This window comes from Mesorhizobium sp. M0598 (assembly GCF_040320865.1).
Taxonomy (GTDB): Bacteria; Pseudomonadota; Alphaproteobacteria; order Rhizobiales; family Rhizobiaceae; genus Mesorhizobium.
The window spans coordinates 1-20919 of the sequence record NZ_JAMYQL010000013.1 but is presented as its reverse complement, the minus strand read 5'-3'; the positions used below and the strand labels follow the sequence as shown (position 1 = coordinate 20919).

Here is a 20919-nt window from a genome sequence, read left to right as displayed (position 1 = left end):
GAGGGATGTTCTTCTATGTCTCCAAGGTTCTCGGGTTCTTCGTCGAGCCGTTGAATCTCGCGATCTTCCTGCTGCTGGCGGGGCTGGTCGCGGCGATGTTCGGGCGGCGACGGTTGGCGACCGCCGGCAGCGCTCTTGCCTTTCTCATTCTGGCGGTTTCGACATGGAGCCCGCTCGGCCCCATGATGCTCAATCGGCTGGAGGAACGCTTCCCCAGGCCGCCGCTGCCGGAAAAGGTTGACGGTATCATAGTGCTTGGCGGCAGTCTGGATGGCGCCGTCAATTTGGTGCGTGGCGGCTATGAAATGAACTCCAGCGGCGACCGGATGGTCGAGGCGGTCGTGCTGGCGCGGCGCTTTCCGACAGCGAAAGTCGTTATCTCCGGTGGCAGCATCGAAACGTTCCGCGGCGGCGAAGGCGATGCAGATACCGCGCCGCGTCTTTTTGCCGCTTTCGGCGTGGCGGCCGATCGGCTGATCCTCGAGAACAAGTCCCGCAGCACCTACGAGAACGCTGTCTTTACCAGGGAACTGGTGACGCCGAAACCGGGCGAAACCTGGTTGCTGGTGACCTCGGCCTTCCATATGCCACGCGCCAAGGCGCTGTTCGACAAAGCCGGCTTTTCGACCGTTCCGTGGCCGGTCGACTATCGCACTTCCGGCAAGGAAAGCATCGGCACCTTGCCTTATCCCGGCGACTGGCTGGAGGTCACCACTGTTGCGATCCGCGAATGGATAGGGCTCACCGCCTATTGGCTGTCGGGCCGCATCGATCGGCCTTTCCCCGGACCGGGCGGCTGACCGAGCACCGCCTGCCGTGCCGCCGAGAAAAACTGGCGGCGCACCAGTACCGCCAGAAGCAGCAGCGTCGATAGCACGAAGACGGTGGGATCGACGAACCAACCGAGATAGCCGATCGAGAAGAACACGCCGCGCAGGCCCGAATTGAAATGCTTTCCGGCCAGCATGTTCATGCGCGCGGCACGCCACACCGCCGTTTCGGTGACCGGATTGCGCGACGCCTCGCCATGTGGAATCGGCACGGCGCCGATCAGGATCGAGCAATAGTTGAACAGCCGGTAAGCCCAGCCGAACTTGAAGAAGGAAAAGGCCAGGATCAGCACCAGCCCGAACACCTTCGTCTGGAAGGCCGCGCGTGAGGACGTGGCGCCAAACGGCAGGTCGCTGAGCACGGTCAGAACCTGATCGGAGGCGCCGAGCAGGGCAAAACAGCCGCCGATCGCAATCAGCGAACTGGAGGCAAAGAAGGCGGTCCCCTGTTGCAGCCCGCTCATGATAGCGGTGTCGACGATGCGGATCTCGCGTTCGGCCATGGTCCGCATCCAGGCCTCGCGCTGCGCGTTCATAGCCCTCGTCAGCGACATGCGGCTGACCAGCATTCCGTCGGCGGCGAGCGTATGCAGCACCCACGCGGCAAGGAAGAACCCCAGCGCCGCAAGGTCGGACGTCGATAGGTGAAAGGAATCGCTCATGCGTTGCTTTTACCACAGGCGGCGGTAACGCTTCGATGGCCGAAGCTGGAATGTCGCTGCCGGAGCAAACAAGGTCGGCAGGCGCAGCGCCGCAATCTTCAAAACAGCGGAAAACATCATGGGAATTCCTATATGTAGATCTCAACAGGGTCCCAGGAGAAAACGCCCACGTGTTCCTTTCGGTTTTCGACTTGTTCAAGATCGGCATCGGCCCATCGAGTTCGCACACGATGGGGCCGATGACGGCCGCGCGGCGGTTTCTCGACGAGATTGCGGGAGACGACTGGCCGCGCCCGGCCGGCGCCAAGGTCGACCGGATCGCGGCCAGCCTGCATGGCTCGCTCGCCTATACCGGCATCGGCCATGGCTCCGATCGTGCCGTGGTGCTCGGCCTCGCCGGCCAGACGCCGCAGACTGTGGATCCCGACCTAGCAGACGGCATCGTCGCTCGCATCGCCGCCGAGAAGCGGATTTCGCCGCCCGGCCATCCGTCCTACCGTTTCGACCCGGCAACGGATCTTGTGCTGGATCGCAAGACGCCGCTGCCGGGTCACGCCAACGGCATGGCCTTCTCTGCCCATGATGCCGGCGACCGGTTGCTGCTGAGGCGCGTCTATTATTCGATCGGCGGCGGCTTCGTAGTGTCCGAGGAAGAACTGCAGCGGATGAAAGCAAGGGGCTCGGCGACAACCGAAGGCAAGAAGGTTCCGTATCCGTTCAAGAACGCCGTCGAAATGCTGTCCATGGCAGCGAAAAGCGGGCTTTCCATTGCCGAGATGAAGCGCGTCAACGAGGAGACACAGATGTCGCGCGGGGAGCTCGACGCCGGCCTCGACGGCATCTGGAGCGCCATGAAGGGGTGCATCGAGCGCGGCCTGTCGCAAGACGGCATCATGCCGGGCGGACTCAAGGTGCGCCGCCGTGCCCGGATGCTGCATGACAAGCTGCAGGAGCAATGGCAGCAGAACCGGCCTAACCCGCTGCTCGCCAACGACTGGCTGTCGATCTATGCGATGGCGGTCAATGAGGAGAACGCTGCCGGCGGCCGTGTCGTCACCGCGCCAACCAATGGGGCGGCCGGCACTCTGCCCGCAGTGCTGCGCTACTGGTTGCATTTCCATCCCGAAGCCGACCAGCCCAGCATCCGCGATTTCCTGCTGACGGCGGCGGCCGTCGGCGGCATCATCAAAACCAATGCTTCGATCTCGGGGGCGGAAGTCGGCTGCCAAGGCGAGGTCGGTTCGGCTTCGGCAATGGCTGCGGCGGGATTGTGCGCCGTCATGGGCGGCACGCCCGAGCAGGTCGAGAATGCTGCCGAGATCGCGCTGGAACATCATCTCGGCATGACCTGCGATCCGGTCGGCGGCCTGGTGCAGGTGCCGTGTATCGAGCGCAACGCGCTTGGTGCCGTCAAGGCGGTGACCGCCGCTTCGCTGGCCATCAAGGGCGACGGCGTTCATTTCGTGCCGCTCGATGCCGCGATCGAGACGATGCGCCAGACCGGCCTCGACATGAACGAAAAGTACAAGGAAACCAGCCTTGGCGGATTGGCCGTCAATGTCGTGGAGTGCTGAGCGCCAATCTGGCGGCATGGACCACCACTGTGGAGAAGTCGATCAGGCCGTTGACGCGTTCGCGTGCTGGACTAAACCTTAAACGATGTCTCTCAATCTCATAAAGCTTTGCGTCGGCTGTGACAGCGTCGAGGATCTGGAAGAGTGGATTGCCTTCCGTCTCGACGAGCGGCGCCGCGCCGGCGAACCGGCCGAGCACTACCACACCACCCGCATGGTGCCGACGCGTGGCGCCGAGATTACCGACGGCGGCTCGCTCTACTGGGTGATCAAGGGCAATGTCCAATGCCGCCAGCTGATCACCGAAATCCGGCCCTTCACCGATGACGAGGGCATCGGCCGTTGCCATCTGATCCTCGATCCCGAGGTCGTGCGCACTGACTGGCAACCGCGCCGTGCATTCCAGGGGTGGCGCTACCTGAAGCCGGCGGACGCGCCGGCCGATCTCGGCAAGGGCAAAGCCGGGCTGATCGAGATGCCGCCGAAGCTCAGGCGTGAGCTTGCCGATCTCGGCCTGCTCTGACGCCGAGAAACGCAACGCCAAGACCACCAGCCGAAGCGTTGTCCGCAGGTGCCATCATCACAGGTCCTCCAGGTCACCTCATCTGGGCTTGCAAGCCGGGGAACAACGCCACATCTTGAATGTCATGAGCGACAAGAAGCAGCCCGTGCCTGCAAGGGCCAATCCTGCGCCGGTCGAGTCTCAATCGAGCACCGGCGAGATCGACGCGTTTCTCCGTCAGGCAAGGACGCTCGCTGCATCCGCCACCGGTTCAGGCAGGCTGATCCTGTCCCTCGACGCGACAATGAGCCGCCAGCCGACCTGGGATCTCGCCTGTGCGCTGCAGGCCGAGATGTTCGACGCCGTCGGCAAGGCCGGGGCGCTCAAGGTTCAACTTGTCTATTTTCGCGGCCTTGGCGAGTGCCGCTCATCCGCATTCGTCACCGATACCGCAGCTCTGAAACAGCTGATGACGCGCATCAACTGCCGCAGCGGCCATACCCAGATCGGCAAGGTGCTCGCCCACGCGCTGAAACAGACGGCGGCGGCCAAGGTCAACGCGCTGGTCTATATCGGCGACGCGATGGAAGAAAACATAGATGATCTGGCCGAAAAGGCCGGCAGCCTCGGTCTGCACGGCGTTCCTGTCTTCGTCTTTCAGGAGGGCCATGATGCCGCTGCGGAAAAGGCGTTCAAGGAAATTGCGCGGCTGTCGAAAGGGGCCTGGTTCCGGTTCGATCGGCGGGCTGCCGCGACGTTGGCCGGCCTGCTTTCGTCCGTCGCCGTGTTTGCGACCGGCGGGCTGAAGGCACTGGAGGCCCGGGGCAGGCCGGAGGACCGACTGATGATCGAGCATATGCGGGGCGGCGGAAACTGATGGGCGCGATTGTCGCTTTCGTAGCATTGCTTCTGGTGTTTCTCGGCATGCTCACCATCTTCCTGCGCGCCGATCCGGCGAAGCTTGCAGGCGGCATGAGGACGCTTGGACCTGTGCTGCTCGGGCTGGTCGGCGTCGCCGTGCTGCTGGTCGGGCGCGAGGGCATCGGGGGCTTGATCCTGTCGGCTGCGCTCGCCTGGTACGGCTCCATGCGCATGAATCGGCCGGCGGCCAAACTGGCGGCAGGCAAGCGTTCGACAGTTCGTACGGCGGCGCTTGAGATGGAACTCGATCACGATACCGGCGGCCTCGAAGGCCTTGTGCTGGCCGGGCGCCATGAAGGCAAGATGCTTGGCTCGATGGGGCTTGCCGAATTGCAGCAACTCTATCGCGAACTCTCCGGCGATCCGGAGAGCCGCCAATTGCTAGAGACGTATCTTGACGGCCGATTTCCCATCTGGCGCAAAGACGCTGATGCGAATGGTGGCGAAGGGCTGGGTGTTGCGCCAGGTTCTGGCGCCATGACTAAGGAGGAGGCCTACAAGATCCTTGGTCTTGAAGCGGGGGCTGCCGCGGCGGATGTCCGCAAGGCGCACCGCCGCCTGATGCAGCGCCTGCACCCCGATATCGGTGGCACGTCTTTCCTGGCGGCGCGGATCAATGAAGCCAAGGACGTCTTGCTCTCCAATCACAACTAGTCTCCTTCGACGCAGAACTTCGGGAAAGATATCGTTTCGCGCGCCGCTTACTGCTGGACGGCGTAGCACTCGATCTTCTTCTTTTTCAAAGCGTTGCAGGCTTTCCAGGCAGCCGTCTTCGAACCGAAACCACCGAACCGGGCGCGGTAGTAGGTGACACCGTCCTTGTCGAAGGCGACGGTGAAACCGGAGGCATCGGTCAGAACGGAGGGCGCCTGCTTCGTCGCCTTGTCGAGGAAAGCCTTCGCTTCGGCCTGTTTTGGCGAAGAGGCGACCTGTATTGCCCAGCCGGATGGCACCGACGCCGTGCTGACAGGATCGACCTCTGCCGCCGGTTCGGCATAGGCTGCGGCGACCCGGGCTGTCGCCACGTCGTCCACCGTCGACACAGCCGTCGTCTTGACCCTCTTGGCCTGAACGACCGGAGCGGTCTCTTCAACGACGGGCGCATTTTCCTCGACAAGAGAGGCAACGGCATCGTCGTCCGGCTTTCTGTCCGGTGTCGGCGCGTCATGCTTCGGCAGAAGCACCTTGGCCAAGGCTGAAATCGGATTGCCGCCGCCGGCCTTGGCAATCAGCACGCCGCCGCCGCGCGACGACGCCTGCGGCATGTACGCATTGATCAACCCGGCCATCTGGCTGTCGCGGCTGCCGCCGGACCTGCCGCCCATGACCACCGCTACGATGCGCCGATCGCCATCCGAGACCGAGGAGACCAGATTGTAACCGGAGGCGCGGGTGTAACCGGTCTTGATGCCGTCGACGCCCTTGATGCGTCCGAGCAGACGATTGTGGCCGTTGATGCGCTGCCGCCCGTAAAGAAAGGAGCGCTGCGAGAAATAGCCGTAGTATTGCGGGAAATGCTCTCTCAGGGCGATGCCGAGCATCGCCATGTCGCGCGCGGTCGTGAACTGGCCGGGATCAGGCAAGCCGTTGGCGTTGCGGAAAACGGTTCCCCTCATGCCCAGCGCCCGCGCCTTGGCGGTCATCATGCGGGCGAAATTGGCTTCGTTGCCGCCGAGCATCTCGCCAAGCGCTGTTGCGGAATCGTTTGCCGATTTGGTCACCATCGACAGGATCGCGGTCTCGACCGTGACCGAGCCGCCCCGCTTGACGCCGAGCTTCGTCGGCGGTTCGGCAGCGGCATTGGCCGAGAACACGACCGGGGAATTCTTGCTGATCCTGCCCTTCGCCAACGCCTCGAACGTCAGATAGAGCGTCATCATCTTGGTAAGCGAAGCCGGATAGCGCCGGCCATCGGCATCCGACGAATAAAGCACCTTGCCGGTCTTGGCATCGATGACGATGGCCGCCGACTTGGCCGCCATGGATGAGGCCGCGTCCGCGACGACGAAGCTCATCGCCATAGCGAGGATCATGATCGTTTTGAGGGGGGACGCGGATTTGGAAACGAAGCCCGACAACGCCTTACGCACTGATAGTTCCTTTGAATTTCCGTTGCCTTGGAGGCGGCAAAGGGTCCTGCCTCACCTCCGGCCACGCTAACGCGGGCAGCGTTACCAATCCGTTTATGGTAACCGCCGCGTTCACCATTTTCTGTGGGATTGAGCTTCTCTTTATTCGAATCTTAGCGATTGCCGGCAGCTCACGATCCGCATTGCCGCGGGAATCTTGACTTTTGTGCACTGCACAATATATTTACACGCATTGCACAACGCGGCCCGGACAAGCCGCGTCTATCGTCCAAGGCAACCGTTCAAGGGAATGCGTGAAATGACCCAGACCTATGAAGATTTCAGCAAATACGGCAAGGAATTTGCGGACACCGGATTGAAGAGCTTCGCCTCGCTGTCCAAGGGTGCGCAGGCTATCGCCGCCGAGGCGGGCGAGTACACCAAGAAAAGCTTCGAAGCCGGTAGCGCCGCTGTCGAGAAGCTCTTTTCCGCCAAGTCGCTGGACAAGGCGATCGATATCCAGTCCGACTATGCCAAGCAGTCCTATGAGAGCTTCGTCACCGAAGCCACCAAGCTTGGCGATCTCTATGCCGAACTCGCCAAGGAAGCCTACAAGCCGTTCGAATCGATCGTCGCCAAGGCGAAGTAAATTCGACGAACATTCCGAGCCGGCCCCTGGGCTTGCAAAGACAGACCCGGTCGCGAACGCGCGGCCGGGTTTTTTCATGCCAGCTCGAAATCGGGGGCCTGCGGTCTTCACGATTTGAAAAATCGGTCAAGTTTGGCCACCTAGCCATATTGTCAGCTAAACAGAAGGGCTTAAAATCGTCCATCGAACACCTACATGTCGAGCATGCATGAGGATTCGAAAGAGGCAGGACTACGTGACTACAGGTTTGACTGCCACGAGCTACGTGGTGCGAATGCAGAACGGCAGCAACGGCAATGAGGCCGGTCGCGGCACGGCCGTCATCACGCGCACAAAAACCAAGACCAAGAAGCCCAGTCTGTATCGGGTCCTCATTCTTAACGACGACTACACACCCATGGAATTCGTGGTCCACGTGCTGGAGCGCTTTTTCCAGAAGGACCGCGAAGCCGCCACACGCATAATGCTTCATGTTCACAATCATGGGGTGGGCGAGTGCGGGGTCTATACATTCGAGGTGGCCGAGACCAAAGTGGCTCAGGTCATGGATTTCGCCCGACAGAATCAGCATCCGCTGCAATGCGTGATGGAGAAGAAGTGAGGTAACATGCCGGCTTTCTCCCAAGGCCTGGAAAAGGCGCTTCACCAAGCGCTGACGCTCGCCAATGAGCGGCACCATGAATATGCAACCCTTGAACATTTGCTGCTCGCCCTGATCGACGACACCGAGGCGGCGGCCGTCATGCGTGCCTGCAACGTCGATCTCGACGAGTTGAAGCATACGGTCCTCACCTATATCGACACCGAGCTCGACAACCTCGTCACCGGCTACGATGAAGATTCCAAGCCGACTGCCGGTTTCCAGCGCGTCATCCAGCGCGCGGTGATCCATGTGCAGTCGTCAGGTCGCGAGGAAGTGTCCGGCGCCAACGTGCTCGTCGCCATCTTCGCTGAGCGCGAGAGCCACGCCGCTTACTTCCTGCAGGAACAGCAGATGACCCGCTACGACGCGGTCAACTACATCTCGCATGGCATCGCCAAGCGTCCCGGCGCTTCCGAGACGCGGACGCCGCGCGGCGCCGACGACGAGCAAGGCAGCCAGAGCGGGGCCGAGCCGCAAGAGGAAGGCGGCAAGAAGAAGCAGCAGCAGGACGCGCTGACTGCCTATTGCGTCAACCTGAACAACAAGGCCAAGGCCGGCAAGATCGATCCATTGATCGGTCGCGAGAGCGAGATCAACCGGACCATCCAGGTGCTGTGCCGCCGCTCCAAGAACAACCCGCTCTATGTCGGTGATCCCGGTGTCGGCAAGACGGCGATCGCCGAAGGCCTCGCCAAGCGCATCGTCGAGGGCGACGTTCCCGAAGTGCTGCACAATGCCACCATCTTCGCGCTAGACATGGGCACGCTGCTGGCCGGCACCCGTTATCGCGGCGATTTCGAGGAGCGGCTGAAGCAGGTCGTCAAGGAGCTCGAGGACTATCCCGGCGCCGTGCTGTTCATTGATGAGATCCACACCGTGATCGGGGCAGGGGCCACTTCTGGCGGCGCCATGGATGCGTCGAACCTGTTGAAGCCGGCGCTGTCGTCCGGCGCGATCCGCTGCATCGGCTCGACCACCTACAAGGAGTTCCGGCAGTTCTTCGAGAAGGACCGCGCGCTGGTGCGGCGCTTCCAGAAGATTGACGTCAACGAGCCGACCGTCGAGGACGCCATCGAGATCATGAAGGGCCTCAAGCCCTATTTCGAGGAGTTCCACAAGGTTCGCTACACGAGCGAGGCGATCAAGGCTTCGGTCGAGCTCTCGGCGCGTTACATCAACGACCGCAAGCTGCCGGACAAGGCGATCGACGTGATCGACGAGACCGGCGCCTCGCAGATGCTCGTGCCGGAAGCCAAGCGCAAGAAGACCATCGGCATCAAGGAGATCGAAGCGACGATCGCCACGATGGCGCGTATCCCGCCGAAGACGGTTTCCGCCGACGACGAGAAGGTGCTGCAAGGTCTCGACATCGAGTTGAAGCGCGTCGTCTACGGCCAGGACACCGCGATCACCGCGCTGACTTCGGCCATCAAGCTGGCGCGGGCCGGCCTGCGGGAACCGGAAAAGCCGATCGGTTCGTACCTGTTCTCGGGTCCGACCGGTGTCGGCAAGACGGAAGTGGCCAAGCAGCTCGCCGCCTCGCTCGGCGTGGAGCTGATCCGCTTCGACATGTCGGAATATATGGAACGCCACACCGTTTCACGGCTGATCGGCGCGCCTCCCGGCTATGTCGGCTTCGACCAGGGCGGCCTTCTGACCGACGGCGTCGACCAGCATCCGCATTGCGTGCTGTTGCTGGACGAAGTGGAGAAGGCGCATCCGGATCTGTTCAACATCCTGTTGCAGGTCATGGATCACGGCAAGCTGACCGACCACAACGGCAAGCAGATCGACTTCCGCAATGTCATCCTGATCATGACCACCAATGCGGGCGCGTCCGACGCGCAGCGCGCGGCCATCGGTTTCGGTTCGACCAAGCGCGAAGGCGACGATGTCGAGGCGATCAACCGGCTGTTCACGCCGGAGTTCCGCAACCGTCTCGATGCGATCATTCCGTTCGGCTCGCTGCCGGTGCCGGTCATCCATCAGGTGGTGCAGAAGTTCGTCATGCAGCTGGAAGCACAGCTTTCCGAGCGTGGCGTGACCTTCGACTTGTCGCAGGATGCAATCGCATGGCTGGCCGACAAGGGCTATGACGAGCGCATGGGCGCCCGGCCGCTTGGCCGTGTCATCCAGGAGCACATCAAGAAGCCGCTGGCCGACGAGGTGCTGTTCGGCAAGCTCAAGAAGGGCGGCACGGTGCGTGTCACCGTCGAGAAGAAGGAAACCGGCGAGACCGGCCTGAAGCTCGAATCGCTCGCCGACGAGGCGCCGGTGAAGCCGAAGAAGGAAGAGCCGGACGACGCGCCGAAGGCCAAGAAGGCGGTGGCGAAAAAGCCCGCCGCGAAAAAGGCGGTGGCGCAGAAGCCGGAGCCCAAAGGTAAGGACGGCGGCAAGCGCAGCCTTGTGCCGCAACTGCCGCGTAAGAACTGACGAACCAGCCAGTAAAAAAGCCCCGGAAACGGGGCTTTTTTTGTGACACCTTCCGGTTAACCGCCCGGCGCCCGCCAAAGCGGTTGCACCGGTTCAGCTTGCCAGCGCCATCCGTATCTTGCCGGCGTTTTCGGCCAGGACTTCAGGCTTTTCCATCTGTCCGCTGTGCGGTTTCAGGGGAATGCCCTCGAAGCGCGGAATGACATGGACGTGAAGGTGAAAGATAGTCTGCCCCGAAGCTGGTTCGTTGAACTGCATAACCGTGACGCCATCGGCATCGAAGGCCTTCTTTACGGCCCGCGCAACTTTCTGGACGTGAGCGAAGAGCGGGCCAAGCACCGCCGGATCCGCGTCAAGCAGGTTGCGCGACGGCGCTTTCGGCACCACCAGCGTGTGACCCTGTCCTTGCGGCATCACATCCATGAAGACAATGACCGCGTCATCCTCGTAGACGCGGTGCGAAGGGATTTCTCCGCGCAGGATTTTGGCGAAGATGTTGCTGCTGTCATAGGTTGCTTCGGCCATGGCGCGCGCTCCGGTTCTTGGCTCGCTGTCTCGTGTAGCGAAGCTGTTCCGGGCGGGCAAGACGATCGGTCGACATCGGCCGTGCCGGCCCGCTCGGCTGAGCGATTGGGGCTCGCTACTCTACTCCGCCATGTCCTTGCGGAACGGGGTGTGCTCTTCCAGATATTCGCTCATCCGCTCGACTTCGCGCCGCTCGCGTTGGAGGTAGTCGGCCACTGCATTGCGCAGACCTGGATGGGCGATGTAGTGCGCCGAATGCATCGTCACGGGCCGGTAGCCGCGCGCCAGCTTGTGCTCGCCCTGCGCACCGGCTTCAACCACCTTCAGCTTGCGCGAGATGGCGAAATCGATCGCCTGATGGTAGCAGACCTCGAAATGCAGGAACGGGTGGTCCTCGATGCAGCCCCAATTGCGGCCGTAGAGCGCGTCTGAACCGATGAAGTTGATGGCACCTGCAATGTAGCGCCCGTTGCGTTTGGCCATGACCAGCAGGATGTCGTCGGCCATGCGTTCGCCGATCAGCGAGAAGAAATCGCGGTTGAGGTAGGGCCGGCCCCATTTCCTGCTGCCGGTATCCATGTAGAACGCGAAAAAGTCGTCCCAGGCCTTTTCGGTCAGATCCTTGCCGGTCAGCCAGTCGATCGAGATACCGTCGGCGAGGGCCTCGCGCCGCTCTTTCTTCATTGCCTTGCGCTTGCGCGAGGCTAACGTTGCGAGAAAATCGTCGTAGCTCGAAAAGCCTTCGTTGAAGAAGTGAAACTGCTGGTCGGTGCGATGAAGGAAGCCGGCCGCCGCCAATATCTGGACGTCATCCTCCGGCGCGAAAGTAACATGCGCGGAAGACACGCCGAGCTTATCCGTCACCGCCTTCAGGCCGGCCGCAAGACCGGCCTTGACGGTGGGGCTGTCCTCGCCCCTGCCGACCAGCAGGCGAGGGCCGGTGACGGGTGTGAACGGCACCGCGCATTGCAGCTTCGGATAGTAGCGCCCGCCGGCGCGTTCGAACGCGTCCGACCAGCCATGGTCGAAGACATATTCGCCCTGGCTGTGCGACTTCAGATAGCAGGGGACCGCCCCGAGCAGCTTGCCTCGCGCGGTTTCCAGCCTGAGGTGATGGCCCTGCCAGCCGGTGCGCCGAACAGCGCAGCCGGAATCTTCCAGCGCGCTCAAAAAAGCGAATGAAACAAGCGGGTTGTAGCCGTATTCTGCATCGCCGCGTGTAGTGCCGCCGAGGCTGTCCCATTCAGCGCTGGTAAAGGCGCCGATGCCCGCGGCGATGCGGATCGACAGCTCCGCATTCGCCGTTTGTCTTTCGCAGTCGTCCCCTTGATCCATGAGGCTTACTTAAGCTCGCTGCGGACCCATACAAGCCCGCTCAGGCGAGCCGTACCAGATCGGGCTCGAATCCTTCGAACGTCATCTGATCGGCATATTTGAAGGTCAGGTCGACGGCAGGCTGGTCGTGCACGGTCCAGGTGATCACCGGCATGCCGAGTCTCTCTCGCACGAAGGAGACGAACCGGTTCGGCAGGTCGCCGGCAGCGTAGGAGGTGAAGGCGATGTCATGCGCCAGCATCGCGAAATGCGCCTCGATCAGGTGGTTGTCGTTGCCGTAGGCGGTCAACCCGCCGGGTATGCCGGGTGCATATTTCGGGAACTCGCGGATCAGCCAATGGTCGAACGACATGATCGCGGTCTTGCCCTTGTAATGCTTGAGCATCTTGCCGACGCTTTCGACCAGGCCTTCGTCGTGCCCGGCAGCACCTTTCAGCTCTACAACCATCGGCACACGGCCGTCGACCAGATCAAGCGCCTGCTGCAGCGTCGGCAAATGGTCGGCGGTGCCGCCGACCTTCAGCGCCGTGATCTCGGCAGCCGTACGCTGCCAGACGAAGCCGTCCTCGCCGGTCAGCCGCAGCAGATCGCCATCGTGGATGATGACGGGGACGCCGTCGGATGATAGGTGCACATCGCATTCGATCGCGTAGCCGCGCTCGGTCGCCGCAGCGAAGGCGGAAAGGGTGTTCTCCCAGCGCGTCTTGTTCATGTCGTGGAGGCCGCGATGGGCGACGGGCCGGGCGGTCAGCCAGGAAAGATCGGTCATGGTTGCAGTCCCGGTCATTCGACTTCGAAGATCGCTTCGATTTCCACTGCGGCATTAAGCGGCAGGGAGGCGGTGCCGACGGCGGAGCGAGCGTGCTTGCCACGATCGCCGAGCACGGCGGCGAGAAAATCCGAGGCGCCGTTGGCAACCAGATGCTGTTCGACAAAATCCGGTGCCGAGGCGACGAAGACGGTGATCTTCACCAAGCGACGGATTTTCTCGAGATCGCCAAGTGCCGCCTGAGCCTGGGCCAATATGTTGATCGCACAGTATTTTGCGGCTTCCTTGCCGGTCGCGGTGTCGACATCGCGGCCAAGCAGTCCGCTCGCCTGAAGCTTGCCCTCCTTGAGCGGCAACTGCCCGGCGGTGAACAGCAGATTGCCGGTCCGGCAATAGGGCACGTAATTGGCGGCGGGCGCGGCGGCGGCCGGCAGCGTCACGCCGAGATCGCTTAGCCGCTTTTCGATTGTTTCGCTCATGCTATTTCCCTATTGCTTGAAGGTGCCGCGCAGGCCGGGCCGAAATTGCTATTTTTGCCTCGCTTCCGCCACGACTTTTTTTAAGCTGGACCATCTTTCCATGCGGCTTGCCATTAGCCGCGATGATCGGAGCACCCCATGCGCGCAACGCGCCTCGCATTCAACGCCGTTCTCTTGACAGCGGCTTCCTGGGCGGCTCCCGCTTTTGCGGTGCCTGCGCTGCAGGCGCATCGTGCTGTTTACGACATTTCACTCGACAAGGCTTCAGACCGCTCCGGCATTACCGGCATCACCGGCCGCATGGTCTACGAGTTCAACGGCTCGCCTTGCGAGGGCTATACGGTAAAGTTCCGTTTGGTGACCCAGATCGTAACCAGCGACAACACCAGGCTGACCGACCAGCAGATGACCACCTTCGAGGATGCCGAGGGCAAGACCTTCTCCTTCGTGAACAAATCCTTTGTCGACCAGAACCTCGACAAGGAGGTCAAGGGTACCGCAACGAAGGAAGCCAACGGTCTCAAGGTCGATATCGACAAGCCCGAGAAGAACAGCCTGGAACTCGCGCCAACGCAGTTCCCGACCCAGCAAATGGTCGAAATGATCGGCAAGGCGGAAAAGGGCGAGCGTTTCTACGAAACCAACCTGTTCGACGGCTCTGAGGATGCCAACAAGGTGGTGACCACCACCGTCGTCGTCGGCAAGCAAGCCGATGCCGACAATGCCGATCCGGAAGCGCCGGCGCTGGCCAAGCTCGCCACCGACAAATACTGGCCGGTCGACATCGCCTATTTCGATGATGCCGACAAAGGCGGCGAGGAGGTGCCGGAATACCGGATCAGCTTCAAGCTGCACAAGAACGGCATCACGCGCGATCTCGTCATGGACTATGGCGAGTTCTCGATGACCGGCAAACTGGTCAATCTGTCGCTGTTCGATCAGCCAAAGACCTGCCCGTCTAAATAAGCTCGAGTGAACGGCAAGCCGCCGGCGCTATCCGGGATAGTAGCGCTTAATCTTGCGTGGCAGGTCGCATCGACTTGAGCATGCCGCAATTGCCTATCAACGTCTTATGACGGTATGCGCCGCGGGGGAGCAGGTTGAGCAGGATCGACGTTTTTGTGGCGCCGCGGCCCAATGCGACGCTGATCAACGCTATGACATTCGTCAACCGGATTGTCATGCTGCACGGCATTCCAGGCTTTCGCGACCTGTTGCCATTCAACCGTCTGGCCGGTTTGCGCGGCGTCGCCAATGTCCGCCACATCGATTTTCCGGAGGATGACCGGCAAAGGCTGAAGGCTTGTTGCGGCGCGGGCAAGGCGACGTTCATCACGCCCAACCATCCCGAATTCTTTACCGACTGGATGATCGACAAGGAGGTCGTCTCGCGGGTAAGCCCGCTGGCGGCATCCTGGGCCACGCACGGCGTCGTCAACGGGCTTGGCAGGCTGATGCAGAAATTCTGGTTGGCCAACAATCTGATCGCGCAAATCCCGGGCAACAGCGCGGCCGCCAAGGAACATTCGGTGGCCTGGGCGCTGAAGGGGCACGGCGTGCTCCTGCATCCCGAAGGCGGTGTCGGCTGGCATGCCAACATCATTGCCCCGCTGCTGCCGGGCGCGGTCGAAATGGGGTTCGAGGCGCTGAAGCGCGGCCGCCTGACGGATCCGGATTTCAAGGTTTGGATCGCGCCCGTGATCTGGAAGCTTGCTTTCACGGGGAATGTCGAGGCAGCGCTGGCAAGGGAATGCGCCTATGTCGAGCACAGCCTGAAGATCGAACGCCGTGCCGCCGATTCGCTGCCGGAGCGCATCCATCATATCTATGCGACGTTGCTGTCGCGCGATGAGGCTGCATATGGCCTGCGGTCCGATGAGCGGGCTTCGTATGACGCACGTCAAAAGGACCTGCTGACCGAACTCGGCCGTCGCCTTGCCGAACTTGTCTCGGTCGACGCCGGCACGCTCGACAATGCGGACCTTTTGCGCCGTTCGCGGCGCTGGCTGCGGGAAGACACGGATGGCAGTGGAAGCCAGAAGCAGGTCCGAATGCTGGCGGATACAATCCAGCGCGTGCAGCGTGTCGGGCCGTGGGCTTCAGCCAACCCGGGCATCACGCAGGAGGAGATCGCCGAACATTTGAAGCGGATCCGCAACGATTATTGCAAGGGTACGCTGCGCGATACGATCAACCGTTTCGTGCCGCAGCCGGCAGGCCCACGCCGCGCCTATGTCCGGGTACCGGAGCCGCTAGGCTTGCACGCCTATCAAGGCTCCGTCGAGGAGGCACTCGCCGAACTGCACGGCCGGATGCAGGAGACCGTCACCAGGACGATGACGCAACTCGAGGCCGGCGGCGGCTTCATTTTCTATGCCAATCCCTTCTATCATCGTTAGCGATGTGTTGGTCGGCGCAAGATGAAGGAGTGCGGCAAGCCTCATGGCGGTCTATGTCGATGCGGCGATCTGGAAATGGGTCGGCCACCGCTGGTGTCATCTGCTGGCAGACGACACCGACGAGCTGCATCGCTTTGCCGGGCAGCTCGGCATCAAGCGCGCGTCCTACCAAGGACCGCCGAAGACATCGGCACCGCATTATGACATAACCGGGTTCGAGCGCGACCGCGCAGTGCGGTTAGGCGCCATCGAATGCACCCGCGAGGAGATCGTCGCTGTTTTCCGGCGTGTGCGGGTGCCGAAGGGGAAGATGCGGCGATGACACCGGTGCGCTGATCGCCGCACGCTGAAACACAGACGCCACAACGCTTGCGTTTGTCGCGCTTCCCCTCTATATGCGCGCTCATTCCACACACGGACTTTGGTGTCTGCCCGGGAGAAATCCGGCTGAAACCTCCGGTGGCGTTCGAGGACAAAGTCCAAAAATGCCTGTGTCCGTGGAGGCTAACCGGAAAGGAAATAAGAATGGCTCTGCCTGATTTCAGCATGCGCCAGCTATTGGAAGCTGGCATTCACTTCGGCCACCAGACCCACCGCTGGAACCCGAAAATGGCGCCCTATATCTACGGCGCCCGCAACAACATACACATCATCGACCTCTCGCAGACGGTGCCTTTGCTGCACCAGGCGCTGAAGCAGGTTTCCGACACTGTTGCCAAGGGCGGCCGCGTGCTGTTCGTCGGCACCAAGCGCCAGGCCTCCGACATCGTCGCCGATGCCGCGCAGCGCTCGGCCCAGTACTATGTCAACTCGCGCTGGCTCGGCGGCATGCTGACCAACTGGAAGACGATCTCGAATTCCATCCAGCGCCTGCGCAAGCTCGACGAAATGCTGGCCGGCGAGGCTCAGGGCCTGACCAAGAAGGAGCGCCTCAACCTCGACCGCGAGCGTGAGAAGCTCGACAAGGCGCTGGGCGGCATCAAGGATATGGGTTCGACGCCCGATTTGATGTTCGTGATCGACACCAACAAGGAAGCGATCGCCATTCTCGAGGCCAAGCGTCTCGGCATCCCGGTCGTTGCCATCATCGATTCCAACTGCGACCCGGACAAGATCGACTTCCCGATCCCGGGCAATGACGACGCGGCCCGCGCCATCCAGCTGTATTGCGATTTGATCGCCAAGGCAGCTATCGACGGCATCGCCCGTCAGCAGGGCGCGCTCGGTGTCGATATCGGCGCATCGGTCGAGGCTCCGGTCGAGCCGGCGCTCGATCAGACCCCGGCCGCCGAGAGCCCGGCAGCCCAGACCCCGGAAGCATAGTAGCGAAGGCCGGCTGCGGCCTTCATCTTTCCAATATGTTGGCGCGGTAAGCGCTACCGGCACCAGGCGCATCATCGAAAATCGATGGTGCGTCAGTGCATTTAGACAAAGAGGCGACAATGAGCATTTCGGCTGCACAGGTCAAAGAACTCCGCGACTTGACCGGCGCGGGCATGATGGACTGCAAGGCGGCGTTGAACGAGACCAACGGCAATATGGAAGAAGCCATCGACTGGCTGCGCAAGAAGGGCATTTCCAAGGCCGACAAGAAGGCTGGCCGTACCGCTGCCGAAGGCCTGATCGGCGTAGATTCCGGGGTCCGCGAGGCAGCGATCGTCGAGGTCAATTCCGAGACGGACTTCGTTGCCCGCAATGCTGCGTTTCAGGAGATCGTCGCCAATGTCGCGAAGGTCGCGCTTGCCTATGGCGGCAAGACCGAGGCCGTTGCCGCCGCTCCCTATCCGGGCTCGGGCAAGTCGGTCGCCGAGACCATCAAGGACGCTGTCGGCACCATCGGCGAGAATCTGGGCTTCCGCCGCTCGGCCAAGCTCACCGTCGAGCACGGCGCTGTCGCAACCTACGTTCACAATGCGGTCGCCGACGGCCTTGGCAAGCTCGGCGTGCTGGTGGCCATCGAGACGACAGGCAACGCGCATGCCGCCAACGCCTTCGCCCGTCAGGTTGCCATGCATGTCGCTGCCACCAATCCGATGGCCCTGACCACCGAAGAGCTCGATCCGGCCGCAGTGGAACGCGAGAAGGCGATCTTCGCCGACCAGGCGCGCCAGTCCGGCAAGCCGGAAGCGATCATCGAGAAGATGGTCGAGGGCCGTTTGCGCAAGTTCTATGAAGAGGTCGTGCTGCTCAAGCAGGCTTTCGTGCTCAATCCCGACATTACCGTCGAGAAGGCGCTGAAGGATGCCGAAAGCGAAATCGGCGCGCCAGCCAAAATCGCTGCCTATCTGCGCTTCGCGCTCGGCGAGGGCATCGAGAAGGAAGAGACCGATTTCGCGGCGGAAGTCGCGGCAGCGGTCAAGAAGTAACTATTCGTTTGAAAGGCTTTTTCGGCCGGGTATCCGCGAGGATGCCCGGCCGATTTCCGCGGTGTCGATGAAGGCGCGGAGCTTCGGGGCCATTGCGGCGCGGCGCGGGAAATAGAGGAACAGTCCCGGTTCCTCGATCGATGCCTCGCCAAGGACTTCGACCAGCCGGCCTGCCTCGATGTCCGGCTTGACAAGCGGCTCGAACAGATAGGCGAGGCCGATGCCGGCAAGCGCCATTTCCCTTGCCGACAGCGGATCGCTGACGACGACGCTGCCGCGTGTCTCGACGCTGATATCCTTGCCCTGATCGGACAGATCCCAGCGATAGAGCGCACGTGATCGCAACAGCCGATAGCCGATGCAGTTGTGCGCGGCGAGATCGGCCAACGCCCATGGCCGTCCGCGCCGGCCGACATAGGCCGGCGAGGCAACGATGATGCTGCGGAAAGGCCCTGTCAGTCGCACCGTCACCATATCCTCGGCGATCATCTCGCCCAGCCGGATGCCGGCGTCGAAACCCTCGCCGACGATATCGCTCAGACGTTCGTCGGTGACGATCTCCACCGTCACGTCAGGGTAACGTTCCGCCATCGCCGTCAGGATGGGCATCAGCGCCAGAGGCAGTGCCAAACGCGGCGCGTTGATCCTGAGCAGTCCGCTTGCCCGGCCTTTGACAGAGCGGATACGTTCGATCCGGTCGGCAATGTCTTCCAGCGCCGGCTCCGCCGCAGCGACAAGCGCGGTGCCAGCCTCGGTCAGCGAGACGCTGCGCGTGGTGCGGGCAAACAACGGCTGGCCGATTCGCTCCTCTACCAGCCGAACCGCATGGCTGACGGCTGACGGGCTCATGCCGAGCTCGGCGGCTGCCGGCGCGAAGCCGCCACGCCGCGCGACGGCAACGATTACAGGTAGGTGGCTAAGCAGATCGCGGTCCATTCATGCATGATATCGCATAGTCCATTCGGATAATGCAATCTTATCGGCGGGGAAAGGAGGGCGCATCTTTGGCTGCATCACACGGCAATCGCCGAGCAGCCAAGGAGACGTCTAATGACCGACCTCGATTCCGAACGAACCCGTAATCTCGAGACCGTGCGTAAATTCTTTGATCTGATGCACCGCAAGGACATTGAGGCATGGGGCGACCTTTGGGCTGAAGATGGCCGTATACTTGTCTTCTACCCGCCGGCAGGATTTGGAAACAGCATCGATGGTAAGGCCGCGATCCTGGCGGCCTTCCGAGGCCTCTTCGGCAATTTCGAATCCTTCGATTCGCAGCTGACAGCCATCTATCCGGCAGCGGATTCGGACGCGATCGTCGTTGAGTACAAGAACCGCGCGGTGCTGATCGGCGGCACTGAATACACCAACAGCAATATTGCGATTTTCCACTTCAAGAGCGGTCTGATCAGCGCCTACCACGATTATTTCGATCCGCGCCGCTTCCAGGTGGTGGTCGATGCGCTGGCCAAGGCCTGACTGCGTATCCCAGGCAAGACCTCAATCCCGCTTTTCAAACTTCAGGAGAAAATCCATGACCATGTCCTACTACACGCTCGGCAACAGCGGGCTGCGTGTCACCCGCCTGGCGCTCGGCACCATGACGTTCGGCACGGAATGGGGCTGGGGCGCGGAGAAGGAAACCGCGCGCGCCTTGGTTGATGCCTATGTCGAAGCCGGTGGCAATTTCTTCGATACCGCCGATCTCTATACCGGTGGCACGGCCGAAACCTGGCTCGGCGACTTCATCGCCGAGCGTGGGCTGCGCGACAAGGCGGTGATCAGTACCAAATTCACCTACAACGCCGAACCGGACAACCCGAACGCCGGGGGCAACGGCCGCAAGAACATCCTGCGGGCGATAGACGGTTCGCTGAAGCGGCTCGGCACCGACTACATCGACCTCTACATCCTCCATACCTGGGACAGGCTGACGCCGCCGGAGGAGGTGATGCGGACGCTGGACGATCTGGTGCGCGCCGGAAAGATCCGGCATGTCGGTCTGTCCGACGTGCCGGCCTGGTACGCAAGCCGGGCGCAGGCCGTCGCCGAGCATCGCGGCTATGAACCGGTTTCGGCGCTTCAGCTCGAATATTCGCTGGCCGAGCGCAACATCGAGCACGAGTTCGTGCCGTTCGGCACGCGCTATGGCGCCGGAATCATGGTCTGGAGTCCATTGGCCAGCGGCCTGCTCAGCGGAAAATACCGTTTCGATACAATCGTCGAGGATGGTGGCTGGAGACAATGCGTGGTTCGACCAATCCCGGTTCCAGAAATTCACCGATCGCAACTGGCAAATCGTCGCCGAACTGGAGAGGGTTGCCGGCCAGCTCGGCCGCAGCATGGCGCAGGTCGCCCTGAACTGGACGGCAAACAGGCCAGGCATTGCGTCCGTCATCGTCGGCGCCACCAGGCTTGACCAGCTCAAGGACAATCTCGGCGCGCTTGATTTCGACATTCCCGAAGATCTTCGGGCACGGCTCGATGCGGTGAGCCGGCCGGTCACGCCCTTTCCGTATTCGTTCTTCGGCCCTGAAATACAAGGCGGCCTGACCGGTGGGCAGGCGGTTGGCGGTAAGCCGGCAAGCTATCTGCCGGATCTGCTCATGCGAGGCACTTTTGCCGGCGTGAGCTGACGGCTATCCCGGTCCACGATCTCAACTTTCCGGCTCGGGGGGCCCGGGGCAAAGCCGGGCGCCGAGGGTTTATGGTACCCCACAGTTTTTTGGGGGCCCCCAACGCCGACCACCCCACAAGACCAGT

At 62.0% G+C, this 20919-nt stretch carries 21 protein-coding genes and 1 pseudogene; 15 read left to right on the top strand and 7 right to left on the bottom strand.

Annotated elements, in window-relative coordinates; translation table 11 throughout:
* Nucleotides 1-5: 5 nt before the first annotated feature.
* A complete protein-coding gene (locus NKI59_RS17765) occupies nt 6-800 on the top strand; it encodes a YdcF family protein (RefSeq protein ID WP_352705699.1) in 795 nt (264 codons plus the stop codon).
* Here NKI59_RS17765 and NKI59_RS17760 read toward each other — a convergent pair.
* Nucleotides 749-1492, bottom strand: a complete 744-nt coding sequence (locus tag NKI59_RS17760; RefSeq protein WP_352682844.1) for a DUF599 domain-containing protein — start codon at nt 1490-1492, stop codon at nt 749-751. The two genes, NKI59_RS17765 and NKI59_RS17760, sit on opposite strands and share 52 nt — an antisense overlap.
* 170 nt (nt 1493-1662) lie before the next feature.
* On the opposite strand from NKI59_RS17760, the gene NKI59_RS17755 reads away from it, so the two are divergent.
* From NKI59_RS17755 to NKI59_RS17740, 4 genes are all read left to right on the top strand, one after another.
* Nucleotides 1663-3066, top strand: a complete 1404-nt coding sequence (locus NKI59_RS17755) for an L-serine ammonia-lyase (protein WP_352448802.1) — start codon at nt 1663-1665, stop codon at nt 3064-3066.
* 85 nt (nt 3067-3151) lie between these two features.
* On the top strand, nt 3152-3589 hold the full coding sequence (locus NKI59_RS17750; protein WP_352466463.1) for a DUF1489 family protein: 438 nt from the start codon (nt 3152-3154) through the stop codon (nt 3587-3589).
* A gap of 124 nt (nt 3590-3713) precedes the next feature.
* The gene (locus tag NKI59_RS17745) at nt 3714-4445 is read left to right on the top strand and encodes a vWA domain-containing protein (protein ID WP_352471664.1); all 732 of its coding nucleotides are present in this window, start codon (nt 3714-3716) and stop codon (nt 4443-4445) included.
* Complete coding sequence (locus NKI59_RS17740) at nt 4445-5143, top strand: DnaJ domain-containing protein (RefSeq protein WP_352705696.1); 699 nt, start codon at nt 4445-4447, stop codon at nt 5141-5143. The genes NKI59_RS17745 and NKI59_RS17740 overlap by 1 nt, the downstream gene beginning before the upstream one ends.
* Before the next feature lie 47 nt (nt 5144-5190).
* On the opposite strand, the gene NKI59_RS17735 is transcribed toward NKI59_RS17740, so the two are convergent.
* Nucleotides 5191-6579 (bottom strand): SPOR domain-containing protein, encoded by a 1389-nt coding sequence (locus NKI59_RS17735; RefSeq protein ID WP_352705694.1) that lies wholly within the window; start codon nt 6577-6579, stop codon nt 5191-5193.
* A 298-nt stretch (nt 6580-6877) separates the two neighbouring features.
* On the opposite strand from NKI59_RS17735, the gene NKI59_RS17730 reads away from it, so the two are divergent.
* The 3 genes from NKI59_RS17730 to clpA all read left to right on the top strand — a co-directional run bounded on the left by NKI59_RS17730 (nt 6878) and on the right by clpA (nt 10283).
* Nucleotides 6878-7207: a phasin family protein gene (locus tag NKI59_RS17730; RefSeq protein ID WP_352471661.1), complete on the top strand. Its 330-nt coding sequence runs from the start codon at nt 6878-6880 to the stop codon at nt 7205-7207.
* A gap of 274 nt (nt 7208-7481) precedes the next feature.
* Nucleotides 7482-7808 carry an ATP-dependent Clp protease adapter ClpS gene (gene clpS, locus NKI59_RS17725; RefSeq protein ID WP_023674921.1) on the top strand — a complete coding sequence of 109 codons (327 nt, stop codon included), beginning with the start codon at nt 7482-7484 and terminating at the stop codon, nt 7806-7808.
* 6 nt (nt 7809-7814) lie between these two features.
* Nucleotides 7815-10283 carry an ATP-dependent Clp protease ATP-binding subunit ClpA gene (gene clpA / locus NKI59_RS17720; RefSeq protein WP_352448808.1) on the top strand — a complete coding sequence of 823 codons (2469 nt, stop codon included), beginning with the start codon at nt 7815-7817 and terminating at the stop codon, nt 10281-10283.
* A 93-nt stretch (nt 10284-10376) separates the two neighbouring features.
* On the opposite strand, the gene NKI59_RS17715 is transcribed toward clpA, so the two are convergent.
* The 4 genes from NKI59_RS17715 to NKI59_RS17700 all read right to left on the bottom strand — a co-directional run bounded on the left by NKI59_RS17715 (nt 10377) and on the right by NKI59_RS17700 (nt 13391).
* The gene (locus NKI59_RS17715; protein ID WP_352502384.1) at nt 10377-10808 is read right to left on the bottom strand and encodes an HIT family protein; all 432 of its coding nucleotides are present in this window, start codon (nt 10806-10808) and stop codon (nt 10377-10379) included.
* Between the two features lie 120 nt (nt 10809-10928).
* Entirely contained in the window at nt 10929-12143 is a 1215-nt protein-coding gene (locus NKI59_RS17710; RefSeq protein ID WP_352705692.1) for a GNAT family N-acetyltransferase, read from the bottom strand.
* 40 nt (nt 12144-12183) lie between these two features.
* A complete protein-coding gene (locus NKI59_RS17705) occupies nt 12184-12912 on the bottom strand; it encodes a glycerophosphodiester phosphodiesterase (protein WP_352705690.1) in 729 nt (242 codons plus the stop codon).
* 14 nt (nt 12913-12926) lie between these two features.
* A complete protein-coding gene (locus tag NKI59_RS17700) occupies nt 12927-13391 on the bottom strand; it encodes a RidA family protein (RefSeq protein ID WP_352448812.1) in 465 nt (154 codons plus the stop codon).
* A 138-nt stretch (nt 13392-13529) separates the two neighbouring features.
* On the opposite strand from NKI59_RS17700, the gene NKI59_RS17695 reads away from it, so the two are divergent.
* From NKI59_RS17695 to tsf, 5 genes are all read left to right on the top strand, one after another.
* Nucleotides 13530-14357, top strand: coding sequence for a cell envelope integrity EipB family protein (locus tag NKI59_RS17695; RefSeq protein ID WP_023674927.1), 828 nt, complete (start codon nt 13530-13532; stop codon nt 14355-14357).
* A gap of 134 nt (nt 14358-14491) precedes the next feature.
* Nucleotides 14492-15790 (top strand): lysophospholipid acyltransferase family protein, encoded by a 1299-nt coding sequence (locus NKI59_RS17690; protein WP_352705687.1) that lies wholly within the window; start codon nt 14492-14494, stop codon nt 15788-15790.
* 43 nt (nt 15791-15833) lie between these two features.
* Nucleotides 15834-16112: a DUF4031 domain-containing protein gene (locus NKI59_RS17685; RefSeq protein WP_352448814.1), complete on the top strand. Its 279-nt coding sequence runs from the start codon at nt 15834-15836 to the stop codon at nt 16110-16112.
* Nucleotides 16113-16315: 203 nt separating this feature from the next.
* A complete protein-coding gene (rpsB, locus tag NKI59_RS17680) occupies nt 16316-17113 on the top strand; it encodes a 30S ribosomal protein S2 (RefSeq protein ID WP_031211288.1) in 798 nt (265 codons plus the stop codon).
* 119 nt (nt 17114-17232) lie between these two features.
* Nucleotides 17233-18156, top strand: coding sequence for a translation elongation factor Ts (gene tsf / locus NKI59_RS17675; protein WP_352471655.1), 924 nt, complete (start codon nt 17233-17235; stop codon nt 18154-18156).
* Here the strand turns inward: tsf and NKI59_RS17670 are convergent, their stop codons facing one another.
* Nucleotides 18157-19092 (bottom strand): LysR family transcriptional regulator, encoded by a 936-nt coding sequence (locus NKI59_RS17670; RefSeq protein WP_352705685.1) that lies wholly within the window; start codon nt 19090-19092, stop codon nt 18157-18159. It lies immediately after the preceding gene.
* A 114-nt stretch (nt 19093-19206) separates the two neighbouring features.
* On the opposite strand from NKI59_RS17670, the gene NKI59_RS17665 reads away from it, so the two are divergent.
* Both NKI59_RS17665 and NKI59_RS17660 read left to right on the top strand, forming a co-directional pair.
* Nucleotides 19207-19635, top strand: coding sequence for a nuclear transport factor 2 family protein (locus NKI59_RS17665; RefSeq protein ID WP_352624878.1), 429 nt, complete (start codon nt 19207-19209; stop codon nt 19633-19635).
* A 55-nt stretch (nt 19636-19690) separates the two neighbouring features.
* Nucleotides 19691-20792: pseudogene (locus NKI59_RS17660) on the top strand (aldo/keto reductase).
* The last annotated feature ends 127 nt before the right edge of the window (nt 20793-20919 follow it).

Bases quoted from the DNA above. Each gene is read 5' to 3' on its own strand.
- NKI59_RS17765 (WP_352705699.1), top strand. From the start codon at position 6: ATGTTCTTCTATGTCTCCAAGGTTCTCGGGTTCTTCGTCGAGCCGTTG.
- NKI59_RS17760 (WP_352682844.1), bottom strand. From the start codon at position 1,492: ATGAGCGATTCCTTTCACCTATCGACGTCCGACCTTGCGGCGCTGGGG.
- NKI59_RS17750 (WP_352466463.1), top strand. From the start codon at position 3,152: ATGTCTCTCAATCTCATAAAGCTTTGCGTCGGCTGTGACAGCGTCGAG.
- NKI59_RS17745 (WP_352471664.1), top strand. From the start codon at position 3,714: ATGAGCGACAAGAAGCAGCCCGTGCCTGCAAGGGCCAATCCTGCGCCG.
- NKI59_RS17740 (WP_352705696.1), top strand. From the start codon at position 4,445: ATGGGCGCGATTGTCGCTTTCGTAGCATTGCTTCTGGTGTTTCTCGGC.
- NKI59_RS17730 (WP_352471661.1), top strand. From the start codon at position 6,878: ATGACCCAGACCTATGAAGATTTCAGCAAATACGGCAAGGAATTTGCG.
- clpS (WP_023674921.1), top strand. From the start codon at position 7,482: ATGCAGAACGGCAGCAACGGCAATGAGGCCGGTCGCGGCACGGCCGTC.
- clpA (WP_352448808.1), top strand. From the start codon at position 7,815: ATGCCGGCTTTCTCCCAAGGCCTGGAAAAGGCGCTTCACCAAGCGCTG.
- NKI59_RS17715 (WP_352502384.1), bottom strand. From the start codon at position 10,808: ATGGCCGAAGCAACCTATGACAGCAGCAACATCTTCGCCAAAATCCTG.
- NKI59_RS17710 (WP_352705692.1), bottom strand. From the start codon at position 12,143: ATGGATCAAGGGGACGACTGCGAAAGACAAACGGCGAATGCGGAGCTG.
- NKI59_RS17705 (WP_352705690.1), bottom strand. From the start codon at position 12,912: ATGACCGATCTTTCCTGGCTGACCGCCCGGCCCGTCGCCCATCGCGGC.
- NKI59_RS17700 (WP_352448812.1), bottom strand. From the start codon at position 13,391: ATGAGCGAAACAATCGAAAAGCGGCTAAGCGATCTCGGCGTGACGCTG.
- NKI59_RS17695 (WP_023674927.1), top strand. From the start codon at position 13,530: ATGCGCGCAACGCGCCTCGCATTCAACGCCGTTCTCTTGACAGCGGCT.
- NKI59_RS17685 (WP_352448814.1), top strand. From the start codon at position 15,834: ATGGCGGTCTATGTCGATGCGGCGATCTGGAAATGGGTCGGCCACCGC.
- rpsB (WP_031211288.1), top strand. From the start codon at position 16,316: ATGGCTCTGCCTGATTTCAGCATGCGCCAGCTATTGGAAGCTGGCATT.
- tsf (WP_352471655.1), top strand. From the start codon at position 17,233: ATGAGCATTTCGGCTGCACAGGTCAAAGAACTCCGCGACTTGACCGGC.
- NKI59_RS17670 (WP_352705685.1), bottom strand. From the start codon at position 19,092: ATGGACCGCGATCTGCTTAGCCACCTACCTGTAATCGTTGCCGTCGCG.
- NKI59_RS17665 (WP_352624878.1), top strand. From the start codon at position 19,207: ATGACCGACCTCGATTCCGAACGAACCCGTAATCTCGAGACCGTGCGT.